This window comes from Bacillus cereus group sp. BceL220 (genome assembly GCF_051776965.1).
Taxonomy (GTDB): Bacteria; Bacillota; Bacilli; order Bacillales; family Bacillaceae_G; genus Bacillus_A; species Bacillus_A cereus.
Map to the genome: position 1 here is coordinate 658,126 of NZ_JBPWBC010000002.1, position 12,117 is coordinate 670,242.

Consider the following 12,117-nt stretch of genomic DNA (forward strand, 5'->3'; position numbering starts at 1 on the left):
TAGAAAGAAATAAGTAAGATATAGAGAAAGGTTTATATAATGTAAAGAAGAAAAGTGCAACATAAAAAACTACATGCTAATTGTTGGGAGTGTTTAACAATTGGCATGTAGTTCGTGGATTAGTCCTTTATTTACATTGATTTAATTTTTCAAGGGTTGTTTTAGGTAAGATTGGAATTGAAATAGTGAAAGTTGTACCATCTTCATTACTAGTCATTTTTAATGTGCCGTTATGATTTTGGATGATTTTTTTTGTTACTGACAAGCCTAGTCCTGTTCCCGAATCCTTCGTTGAGAAGAATGGATCAAAGATATATTCTTGAATAGCTGGAGGAATACCAATTCCATTATCTGTGAAAGTAATCCGAACGAAGTTATCAAGGCGATAACTAGTAATTTGAATAGAAAGAGGTTTGTCGCCTTGAGCATCGACGGCATTTTGAAATAGATTTAAAAACACTTGAACAAGTTCATGTCGATCAATATTGACTAAAATATCATCTAATTCATTAGAGAAGTTATAATCAATTGAAATGTTATGCAAGGAGACTTCACTAGCTAGTAACTGTTGAATATAGTCACGTAAAAATGTATTGATCGGAAACGGTTCTCTTGTAAATTCCCGTGTTTTTGAAACAGCTAAAAATTTTGTAATAATATTATTTGCACGATCTAATTCAGGGATAAGCAAGTTTTTAAATAACTCTTGATTTGATGTAGAAACGCTTTCTTGTAAAAATTGTAAGTATCCTCGTACTGTTGTAAGAGGATTTCGTACTTCGTGTGCAATTCCAGCTGCGATTCGCCCTGCTAACGAAAACTTCTCTGCATCACGTTCTGTATTTAAATAATGAAAGACACTAATAACTCTAAAAATCTCACCGTTATAATCACGAATAATTCGGTTATTTATAATACCGTAATTTTTGTCTAAAACTTCTTCATTATATATTTCTGTTCCCGTTCTTAATGTTTCAATTGCTTTAATTTTTTCTTCCGGCAAGTTTAGTAATTGTTGAATTGGTTTTCCAATAATATCATTACGTATTACACCGAAATCATCTGCGGCAACTTGATTACATAAAGTAATATTCCCTTTACTATCGACAAAGGTTACATGATGTGAAAAGGCATCAAAAATATGAACAAAGTGTTTTTCAAGTTGTTCAAATAAAAATAATGAATCACAAGTAAGTTGAAAATTAGCTTCTTTATTTTCTTTTGGTATTTCTTGAATGGAATGAGTTGTTCTGGTTTTCTTTATTCGTAAACCAATATGTGGATTTTTGTATGTGAAATGATGTGGTAATTGATTCACAAGTTCTTCATAAAAACGTACTTTATTTTCTAGTTCTTCAATTCGTTTTTCATGAGATACAGTAGCATCGTTTGGAAGCATAAATAAATAACCCCTCATTTTAAAAATTCTTCCATATAGTATATCATATTTTTATAAGGATACTCTTAAAGAAAAGGCTACATGATGCAAAGTGTTTGGAAAGTGAATAGAAGATGAAGTTAAAAAGGGAGGGATATATGTGCTGTTCATTGGAGTGACAGGATGGGGAGATCATAATTCTTTATACATAGATTCCTATGAAAATAGAAATAAATTACGAACATATAGCGAGTATTTTCCTATTGTGGAAGTGGATAGTTCATTTTACGCGATGCAACCTGCACGAAATTATATAAAATGGGCAATGGAAACGCCGAAAGATTTTTCTTTTGTCGTAAAAGCGTATCAAGGAATGACAGGACATATGAAAGGTGAAATTCCTTTTTCTACGTTCGATGAGATGTTTGATGTGTATAAACAGTCTATTCTTCCTTTATTAGAAGCTGATAAATTAAAAACAATTTTATTTCAATATCCACCATGGTTTGATTGCAAAAAGAAAAATGTAGATTTTCTTCGATATACGAAAGAAAAAATGGAAGGTTTACCATGTGCAATAGAATTTCGAAATCAAACATGGTTTTATCCAGAAATGAGAGATAAGACGTTACAGTTTCTAGAACAGGAGAAATGGGTTCATACAATTTGTGATGAACCACAGGCTGGGATAGGTTCTGTGCCACTCGTGTTAGAGGTTACGAATTCAGACATGGCATTAATACGTTTTCACGGTCGAAATGTTCATGGTTGGCTTGATAAAGGGGAGAATTGGAGAGCGGTTCGCTGTTTATATCGCTACAACAATAAAGAACTGGAAGAATGGGTTGAACGACTAGAGCAATTAAAAAAGAAAACAAAGGATATATACGTACTGTTTAACAACAATTCAGGTGGGGATGCAGCAGATAATGCGAAACAGCTTATGAAAATGATGAACATTACATATGGTGAGCCAAAGCCGGAGCAATTAAATTTTTTTGAATGATAATAAACAAGAAAGGCACTGTACAAACAGGGGGAATGTACAGTGCCTTTCTATATGAAAAAGAGGGGTAACAATGTTACTGAGCGTTTGGTTGATTCATCAATTGTTGGCTTCATAATAAATGATAATGGTTATCATTATCATTGTCAATGGTTTTTCTAAAAATATATAAAAAACTTTGTATATTTTAAATAGAGATAAAAAAAGAACAGCATTAATGCTGTTCTTTTCCGTTGACGAATTGTTGTAAATCAAAAGGAGTTATCGCCTGGATAAATTCTTTTGAGATAAGTGTTTGAACGAGAGTGCTCTCAGAGATAGAAGCACCTGTTTTCTTTTCATAAGCTTGTTTTAATAAATCAAGTTTTTCAGCCGTTTCTTTTGGTAATTCAATTGTAAGTGTGTTCATAATTTCTCCCCCTTATTATTAGAGTACCACTACAGTATAGGAGAGACAAGAAAAGAGAATATGAAATATAAAAAAGGTTACCAAATTTTCAAATGGTAACCTTTTTTATGTATAAGAGTTATTAAGCAATACCGATATACTTTAAAGTTTTTGATGGAGTACTGTGATCAAAGAAGTGTTGTAAAAATGCAATATCAACACCTGATTTGTATGCACAATAACCCCAAGTTTTTCGAAGTGTATGTGAGCTAATCCCTTCTAATCCAACTTCTTTTGCAGCTTTGTTTAAAATGTACCATGCATGTTGTCTCGTAATAGATTTTGTTCCTTTTTGAGATTTTAACAATGGTTCATTACGTTTCCAAGTTTTACGTTCTTTCATGTAGTCTTCGATTGCGTGCTGTAAGTCTTCATTTACAGCAAACCATTTATGTTTCTTCACTTTTTCATTGTAAAATAAAATGGAATGGCGAACATTTTCATTTTCATCGATTACATCACTAACTTTTAATTGTAAGATTTCACTTACTTTTAAGCCAGAATTTACAGCTAATACGAATAATAAGCCATCACGTTTCGAAGATTGTAAAAGTATATTTTTGATAGTTTCTAATTGTTTTTCATTTTGAATAGGTTGTCCTGCTTGTTTCATTTCACGCACTCTCCTCTTTTATATGTGTAAAGGAAAGGATTAACTTGTTTCTTACTATAAAGGGAGAGTGTGAATTTCATGTGAACTCCTAGTGAAATTAAGACAAATTATTTGACTTCTTTTACTTTTTGTAAATTGAAATAGAATACAACACTGTTAGTCGTATTATACACACCGTATTCGGCATGATGGAGGTCTAAAATGTTTTTTACAATAGATAATCCAAGACCGGTACCTCCAGTGTGACGGCTACGTGATGCATCTAGACGATAGAAGCGATCCCAAATTTTTTCAAGACTTTCTTCAGGGATAGGGTTTCCTGTATTTTCGATTTCGACTTTTACGGTATCTTCTGCTTCTATAATAGAGACTTGTATTTTTTCTCCATCTGGCGTATAACGGATTGCATTACTTAGTAAGTTCACAACTACTTGCTCAATACGGCTACGATTTGCTTTAACAAGTATAGAAGGGTCTGCATCGACATTCACTTGTAAATGTTTTTCTTCCATGCTAAATAATAATTTTGTGTAGACTTGTTGCGTTAATTCACCGATCGAGAACGTCGTCATATCTAGTTTGTAAGTACCAGATTCCAACTTTGCTAATTCTAACATTTCAACAATCAGCCTGTTCATATTTTCTGTTTCTTCTAAAATAACATCAGTATAATACGAAGTATCCTTACTAACACCATCTTTAATTCCTTCTGCAAAACTTCTAATTACACTCAGTGGTGTTTTTAATTCGTGTGACACGCCAGAAATGAATTCTTTTCTTGTTTTTTCTAATTGACGTTCACGTTCAATATCTTGTTGTAACTTTGTATTAGCGACATTTAATCGATCGATTCGATCTTTTAAATTTACAGATAATGTATTGATACTGCCAGAAAGCCCGCCAATTTCATCGTCAGCTGTAACAGGTAATTTCTCGCTGAAATCAAAATTGGCCATTTTTTTTGTAACACGATTTATTTTAATTAATGGCTTAACAATGATTTTTGAGTAGTAGAAGGATAACAAAATAATAACGAGAAACACGATGATTAAGGCATAAACATAATAGTCTTTTAAAACGAGCATCGCTTCATTAACGGGCTGCAAAGATGCTATCGCAAAAGCATATTCTGTAATCTTTCCGTTTTCTATAATCGGTTTTACAAAGATACTATTTTTTATATTTTCGCCACCATCTAATATGAACGTGTTTAATTGGTTCGAGTTAGAAGTGCCATCTCTAATAATATCTGCAAAATATTGAACGGCTTGTAATGTTTCAATATCATTTGCAAGACGAACCTCAGCTTTTGATGGGAGCTGTAACTTAGTTATAACACCTGTAAAGACGATGCGAGTTGTAGATTTGTATCGGCTTGCAAGTCTATTCTTGGAAGGATTACCATTAATCGACTGAAAATCCGAATAGAAATGTTCGTTTTGCCATTGATTATAATTCGTTCCTAATTTTTGTGGTGTGATTATATTATTCTCTTGTACGACTCCATCAACATTAATTATTACATCTTTTTTTAAACCTAAATTTTCGAATTTATTATATTCTTCTGGTGTTAAAAGATTATTGAGTGGAATGGAATACTGTTTATTATTGTTGGGATTAAATACATCGATATAGTAATTGTTATCACTTTTAATAATACCGTTAGAATCCAAAAACTGCATATCGGCATTTGTTTTATCATGAAATTCTTGTTTTAGTTTTCTAATTTTCTCATAACTTTTATCACTTTTGTCATAATTATCTACGAATTTTTCAAAAGCAGTTTGAACTGTTTTTACTTTTTTATTAATATAAAATTTCTCTAAAAATAGAGATTGTCCTAGGAAAAAAAGTAGGAATATGATTGTAAATAAAGTTGATGTTAATAAAAATAGTTTAAAGACGATACTTCTGTTTTTCACTGCGTCACCTCTTATGAGAAATACTGTAAATGATTTCTTTATCCCGCTTTAACGGGTAATAAGACTCCTACTTCAAAATTCGGCAAATACAAGGGAGTTAGGCGGGAGATCAACTGCCCGTAAAATCCTGATTGGTTCAACTAATAATCAGTGGGGAATGGGAAAAATCCCCACTGATTAAAGTTTCACTTTATTATAACAAACGTTACAAGAAAGTAGAGGGGAGAAATCTGTCTCTTTATGAAATAGTTATTTATAAAAAGTCACATAAAAAGAACTCGCCAGACGTATGACAAGTTCTTTAGTGTATTATTGTTGAATTGCTGCATCTAAAGCGATTTCAATCATTTCGTTAAATGTAGTTTGACGCTCTTCAGATGTTGTTTCTTCGCCAGTGAAGATGTGATCGCTAACTGTTAATACAGATAATGCATTTACACCGTATTTCGCTGCTAATGTGTAAAGAGCAGTTGTTTCCATTTCTACTGCTAATACACCGTAATCTCCAAGTTTTTTAACCATGTCCATGCTTTCACGATAAAACACATCTGCTGTTAAAACGTTACCGACACGAACGTGTAATCCTTTTTCAGTTCCAGCATCGTAAGCTTTCTTTAAAAGATCAAAGTTTGCAGCTGGTGCAAAATCAAATCCTGGGAATGTTAAACGGTTCATATTAGAATCAGTACAAGCCGTCATTGCGATAATAACATCACGAACTTTTACATCTTTTTGAATTGCACCGCAAGTTCCAACGCGAATTAAATTTTTAACTCCGTAGCTTTGGATTAATTCGTTTGCATAAATAGAAATAGAAGGAACACCCATACCTGTACCTTGAACAGATACACGTTTTCCTTTATAAGTTCCAGTGAAACCTAACATACCACGTACGTTATTATAGCAAGTAACATCCTCTAGAAATGTTTCAGCGATATATTTTGCACGTAATGGATCACCAGGTAATAGAATAGATTCAGCGATTTCGCCTTGTTTTGCTTCGATATGTACACTCATGAAAAGTCCTCCTTATAATGTATTGATAGAAATCAATATCATTTGCATTATACACTACGAATCCTTTCAATTAAAATCTTTTTATTATTTGTAATATGTGCAAAATAGGAGGATTTCATAAATCATAATCTAGAATATATACCTTAAGAAGTTTTGTATGAACAGAGACAATAAAAATGGTAGGTGATGTTTTGAAAAATCTTGTCATTGGGCTTATTGCGTTAGTACTTATTGTGGCAGGAGGATTTTACATAAAAAAATATCAAGAAAACGAAGAGACTGTAGGAGATGTTCAGGAAGTAAAGTGGGATGTGTCAAATGGAAAGGGAAATGAGAAAGTAGATATTGTATTTCAGTTGTTAAACAAAAAGAATAATGAAATTCGTGGTTTAAATGATCAAATTCGGGCAGTGATTGTAGATGGACAGTTAAAACACATACAACAAATTAAACCTACATTTGCAGGGAACGGGTCATATAAGTTATCTTCCAAAATAGCGAAAGACGAAGAATATACAATATTTTTATACGAAGATAAAAATAAGTCCGTAGAGTCATTCGCTAGGAAAGATTTTGGTAGAACGAAAGAGGAGAACAATAAGAAAAAAGTGAAATTTCCAATCGACAGTGTACTTACAAAAAAAATAGGAGAGTATGAAGTTTCTCTTTTATTTGGCGCATTACATCCGAATGAACCAGTTACGTTAACATTTCAGTTTCAAGCGAAAAAGGGTGAAAAATTGAAATTACATTCAGAGAGAGGAGAAGTAGAGTCACTCTATATCGTGGATGAAACGAAGGAGAACTTTTTATACGCTATGCCTGTAGATACGGATGAGCAATTACAATACCGGATTACATTTCCTGCCGAGGGCACGTATAAAATGTGGGGGAATTTCTATATAAATGGTAAGAAGTATGAAAAAGAATTTATTGTACAAGTTCAAAAAAGAAAAAACAGCTAAGAATTTAGCTGTTTTTTCTTTTTCCTATTAATTTTGTTACAGAGAGCATTGTAATTGGTAAAGAATGATTCTTCCTAAATGCTAAATATTTACCGCTCCATGCTGGTTTATATTTTTCTTTAAAATGTCGTAATCCGCTGAAACTATACGTATAACGAACGTTATTAAAGATTGCAGCAGCCACTCGTTCAGACCAGAAAGACTGTGTGGATAAACCAACATTTGAAAGTGGTGCCATACCAATATTAAAGGAGTGGTATTCATTTTCTTTTGCCCATTGGAATAAGTGGATGAAAATTGCGTCCATAATGCCGCTAGGCGCATCGGGATAATATCGCATTAAATCGACAGATAATGATCCGTTTTGATATACGGGCATGAATGTTGTGAATGCAATAATTTTTCCATCTGCATCAGATAATGTTGCGATAGGGGCACGACTAATATATTCACGATCGAAGTATCCGAGTGAAAAACCTTTCTCTTTTTTTCCACCAAGCCATGCATCTGAAACTTTTCTTAACTCTTCATATAATTCGTCTGAGAAAGGTGGCTCGTGAATAGAGAATGTATAGCCTTCTCTTTCAAAACGGTTGAAAGTAGCTCGCATGCCAGCGCGTTTCTTTCCTGTTATTGTAAATGTATTTAAATCAACAACAGCTTCTTCACCGAGCTTAAAGAAGTTATAACCAAAATCGTGATATAAACTCATCCATTTACTTTCAATTTGGTAGAATACACAAATGTATCCAAATCGATCAGCCTCAGCTAAAAACTCTTGCAGTACAGTACGATAGGAGGAAGGGTCCCCAATTGGATCACCTAGTACAATAAGTCGTTTTCCAGTTATTGAGAAGAGAATGAGTGCTTTTCCATCACTACTGAAAAAGAACTGCTTATCTCCTAAAAAACCTAAATGACTAAGTACGTTTCCACCATGTTCATCTAAGAAGTTTTGTAATCTTTTATCATTAGCTGGTTGCCCGGGAAATTCATTTCGATAACGATTTGCAATGAGTGAACCAATTAGTAAAAAAGTAGGAACAAAAAAGGCAGCTGCTAATGCACTTCGTTTCACTTGTGTAATATTACGAACGACAAAATCAGGTTTGAAAGCTTCCTTTGCACCTGCAAATAAAATACCTAAGTTTTTATATAAATATAACGTTACAAGTAGGAATATAAAAACTTTTACGATATCGGAAAGTGAGACTTCCATTTTCTCACGTACAAACCTTTTACGAAGCATATACAATACAGCGAGTACGATTAATAAAATAAACGTTTCTTCAACATCAATTCCTTTTAGTGTATTAAAAATAGCCGCTCCAATTAAAGAAACAATCGTCATATAATAAGAACGTTTTGTTCCGTAATATATCCCCCGTGAAAGAATGAGTAGGAGAATACCGAATGTTAGCGATAAGCTAAAAGAAAATTGAATAAGGTGTTTTGGAGCTAGAATATGTAAGGCGTGTGCCCGATTTATACTTGTCGGTAGAATGGTTGATAAAATAACCATTAAGCCAGCAAATACTGTTAAAGCAGCAGATGCCCAAGAACCTAACTTTCCTAGAAAGTCACGCTGCAAAGTCCATATAACACCAGTTGTCTCTAATGCAGGCGCAATAAAAGGTTTATCTTCAAACTTTTTAATGGCTACTCCTGTCATTTCAAAAGCTGCAAAAATGAGACCAAGGCAGAATGGTAAGATGTAATAGACGAGACGATATAATAACATAGCAGGGAGTAAAACACCTGTATCGATGCCATATTGCCCAAGCCCAGTTAAGAAGACAAGATCAAATGATCCAAGGCCACCAGGAACAAGACTAACGACACCAGCTAAAGCAGCAATGACATATACGCCTAAAAACTTTTGGAATTCGATTTCAATGCCAAATAATAATAATATGACGTACATAACAATACCAGCAGATACCCATTCGACTAATGAAACTAATGAGTATAAAACGGTTGGGTTTTTCTCCTCTTCTTCTTGTCCCTCTGTTTGCGTCGCTTTTCTATTTTTTAATTTAGAAAACCCGATATATATAGGAACGAAAAGAGCAAAGAAGATAAGAACAGGCCATAGCCATGGTTTTTCATGCAAAATAAATCTCGTGTCTAATATTCCGATAAGACCAAGAAATGAAAGAATGGCTAATCCATTAATAAAGGCAGTTGTCATCCAAGCGATACTTTTAATAAGTTTTCCATTTTCTTTTATGTATGGACGATAAAGCATTGTGCGTACGCCGGCTCCAACGAGACCACCAAACCCGATAAATCCATTTAAAGTATTAGCAATCCACGAGATACGGAAAATCTTTTGGACAGGAATATCAGCTTTTAAGTAACGAAGCATAACATAGTCATAAAAGAACATTGTTGATACAGCGAATGCACCAAGTGTAATTGCTAAAAAGACTCCTCCAGTTGGAATGTTTTTAATTGTATCAATCGCTTCTAAAAAAGAAATGCCCGCTAATTCTTTTTTTGCTTGAAAGAATACAATTGTTAATACAACAAATGGGAAGATAATTTTCCCGATTTGTAAGAAACGTTTCCATGAAAACGACATAAATACAACTCTCCTTGTGTAAGAAAACTGAGACAATAATATTATTATGACAAACTTCAAGAAAAATAAAAAGGTAAATTCCTGTATAGGGGAGCTATTTTTTATATAGGTATATTTAAAAGAATATTTTGTTTATCAGAAAATTAAGTTAGAATAAGATAAAAGAAGGAGGAGGGGGGAGTATATGATTATAAAAGGTTATGTAGGATATGAGTTAGAAAAAGCGAAACCTAATACATCAGAGGATTTTTTTAACAGATCTGAAGTGACATATATATTAAATGATAAAGAGAAAACTTTTTCGGTTTTATACGTTCGATATTTTGAAGAAGTTTTACAAGAAATTACTCCTTTTGAAGGAAATCCAGTGTATAAAGTAGAAGAACAACACATATATTTGCGCGATATTGTAGCGATATGTTGTTTAGTGAAAGATAGGGAGCTTCGTGCGCAAAAACGTTTGTATTTAAATAATATGGAAGAATTTCAACAATATTTTGATGAGGGAACGGTGTTGAAAGTACAAGAAATATTGGCTGAATTACATAAAAATAAAAGAGTAGAAATAGCGTAAAATGGCAAAGGAGAGAGAAAAATGTCTAATTTGATGGTTGAAAATCAAACAGAGCAAGTTTCTATATTTTTAGAAGATGCTATTCATTTAATAACCAATTATGTAAATTATCATACGTTGCCTTCTTTATTAGAGGAGACACCGGCAGGGAACGAGCAATATTATAAAGGGTTATTAGCATCAATGAGACGACTTCTCGTTTTTTGCGAAGAAGGACATGATGCATGTTTTGTTTTGTTGAATAGTCAGCCATTTCGAAAAACAGCAGCTGAAAAAATTTTATATAAGATTTACCATCAAGTAATTGCAGAGTTTTTTTCACCGAAGAGTGATTATTGGTATGAAAATAGTCGGTCTGCATATACAGGAAAAAATTCTATCGTTTTTCAACAAACACCACCTGCATCTTTGGGGCAAGTGATGAAGAGTTTAGAAGGTAAATTTCAATTGATGCGTGAAGAACTAGAATATTATGAGACGGATTATCAGACAAAGATGTTACACAAATATTGATTGCGGAAAAGAAGCTAAGGTGACTTAGCTTCTTTTCCTTTTGTACAGTTATATAAGGGATTTTCATTGAATATAGTTAAGTGGATAGCATTAGGGAGGTGCAACATGAATCAGCAAGGTGTATTTACAGATTACTTTCATGAAGTAGAAAATTGGTGTGAAAGTGTTCTTCACGTATTAGATAGCCGTGCAATGGAAGTGTATGATGTCCATATGCTTGCTTATAAAATTCAGACGTTGTTAGAGCGTATGAAAGAGCATGAGTATGAAACAGATGCAGAGTTTATGTATGAAATAAGTGATGATGTAGAACATATTCAGCATCACTTGCAGGAAGTATTTATGCAAGAAGAAGAGGAATATGAATTATATGAAAGAGGGGATAGCGAACGAGCTGTTCCAATTGGAGGACATACACTCCCGCCATTACCTTATCCGTATAATGCGTTAGAACCGTATATTTCTAAAGAAATTATGATGTTACACCATGATAAACATCATCGGAGTTACGTGGAAGGGTTAAATAAAGCAGAGAAGATGATGGAAGAAGCGAGAAAAACAAATCAATTTGATTTAATTAAGCATTGGGAAAGAGAAGCGGCTTTTCATGGGTCAGGTCATTACTTACACACGATATTTTGGAATAACATGAAAAAAGACGGTGGTGGAAGTCCAAGAGGTGCTTTTTCACAACAAATCGAACAAGATTTTGGGAGCTTTTTACGTTTCCAAAAACATTTTACAGAAGCGGCCTCTAAAGTAGAAGGTTCAGGCTGGGCAATTCTCGTTTGGGTGCCCCGGTCTGGAAGGTTAGAAATTTTGCAAAGTACACTTCATCAATTATTTACACAATGGGATACGATACCACTCCTTGTACTAGATGTCTGGGAACATGCGTATTATTTACAATACCAAAATCGAAAAGATGAATATATTAAAAACTGGTGGAATGTTGTAAATTGGCCTGATGTAGAAAAAAGGTTTGAAACTGCGAAACAAATTGAATGGACACCATATTAGACGCAAATTCTCTGCGTCTTTTTTAATGGAAGCAGAAGGAAGATTTCGTTCATATTTTAAAAGGCCAAGCATACACT

The 12,117-nt window shown here is 33.4% G+C and carries 11 protein-coding genes; 5 read left to right on the forward strand and 6 right to left on the reverse strand.

The window, feature by feature from the left end:
• Nucleotides 1-127: 127 nt before the first annotated feature.
• Nucleotides 128-1,399: an ATP-binding protein gene (locus ACS2FK_RS08320; RefSeq protein WP_000937248.1), complete on the reverse strand. Its 1,272-nt coding sequence runs from the start codon at nt 1,397-1,399 to the stop codon at nt 128-130.
• Nucleotides 1,400-1,538: 139 nt separating this feature from the next.
• Here ACS2FK_RS08320 and ACS2FK_RS08325 point away from each other — a divergent pair, with 139 nt between their 5' ends.
• Entirely contained in the window at nt 1,539-2,384 is an 846-nt protein-coding gene (locus ACS2FK_RS08325) for a DUF72 domain-containing protein (protein WP_000897364.1), read from the forward strand.
• A gap of 214 nt (nt 2,385-2,598) precedes the next feature.
• Here the strand turns inward: ACS2FK_RS08325 and ACS2FK_RS08330 are convergent, their stop codons facing one another.
• The 4 genes from ACS2FK_RS08330 to deoD form a co-directional block, all read right to left on the reverse strand.
• Nucleotides 2,599-2,793 (reverse strand): DUF3924 domain-containing protein, encoded by a 195-nt coding sequence (locus ACS2FK_RS08330; RefSeq protein WP_001094860.1) that lies wholly within the window; start codon nt 2,791-2,793, stop codon nt 2,599-2,601.
• Between the two features lie 121 nt (nt 2,794-2,914).
• On the reverse strand, nt 2,915-3,445 hold the full coding sequence (locus ACS2FK_RS08335; RefSeq protein WP_000806236.1) for a tyrosine-type recombinase/integrase: 531 nt from the start codon (nt 3,443-3,445) through the stop codon (nt 2,915-2,917).
• 107 nt (nt 3,446-3,552) lie between these two features.
• Nucleotides 3,553-5,367 carry a sensor histidine kinase gene (locus ACS2FK_RS08340; RefSeq protein WP_023521492.1) on the reverse strand — a complete coding sequence of 605 codons (1,815 nt, stop codon included), beginning with the start codon at nt 5,365-5,367 and terminating at the stop codon, nt 3,553-3,555.
• A gap of 309 nt (nt 5,368-5,676) precedes the next feature.
• Entirely contained in the window at nt 5,677-6,384 is a 708-nt protein-coding gene (deoD, locus tag ACS2FK_RS08345; protein WP_000110700.1) for a purine-nucleoside phosphorylase, read from the reverse strand.
• 176 nt (nt 6,385-6,560) lie between these two features.
• On the opposite strand from deoD, the gene ACS2FK_RS08350 reads away from it, so the two are divergent.
• Nucleotides 6,561-7,349, forward strand: a complete 789-nt coding sequence (locus tag ACS2FK_RS08350; RefSeq protein WP_000232601.1) for a hypothetical protein — start codon at nt 6,561-6,563, stop codon at nt 7,347-7,349.
• A gap of 4 nt (nt 7,350-7,353) precedes the next feature.
• Here ACS2FK_RS08350 and mprF read toward each other — a convergent pair whose 3' ends face one another.
• Nucleotides 7,354-9,933 carry a bifunctional lysylphosphatidylglycerol flippase/synthetase MprF gene (mprF, locus tag ACS2FK_RS08355; protein ID WP_000010853.1) on the reverse strand — a complete coding sequence of 860 codons (2,580 nt, stop codon included), beginning with the start codon at nt 9,931-9,933 and terminating at the stop codon, nt 7,354-7,356.
• Nucleotides 9,934-10,117: 184 nt separating this feature from the next.
• Here mprF and ACS2FK_RS08360 point away from each other — a divergent pair, with 184 nt between their 5' ends.
• From ACS2FK_RS08360 to ACS2FK_RS08370, 3 genes are all read left to right on the forward strand, one after another.
• Nucleotides 10,118-10,507, forward strand: a complete 390-nt coding sequence (locus ACS2FK_RS08360; RefSeq protein ID WP_000584358.1) for a hypothetical protein — start codon at nt 10,118-10,120, stop codon at nt 10,505-10,507.
• Nucleotides 10,508-10,528: 21 nt separating this feature from the next.
• On the forward strand, nt 10,529-11,020 hold the full coding sequence (locus ACS2FK_RS08365) for a YpuI family protein (RefSeq protein ID WP_000067551.1): 492 nt from the start codon (nt 10,529-10,531) through the stop codon (nt 11,018-11,020).
• A 105-nt stretch (nt 11,021-11,125) separates the two neighbouring features.
• Nucleotides 11,126-12,040 carry a superoxide dismutase gene (locus tag ACS2FK_RS08370; RefSeq protein WP_001075742.1) on the forward strand — a complete coding sequence of 305 codons (915 nt, stop codon included), beginning with the start codon at nt 11,126-11,128 and terminating at the stop codon, nt 12,038-12,040.
• Nucleotides 12,041-12,117: the final 77 nt, after the last annotated feature.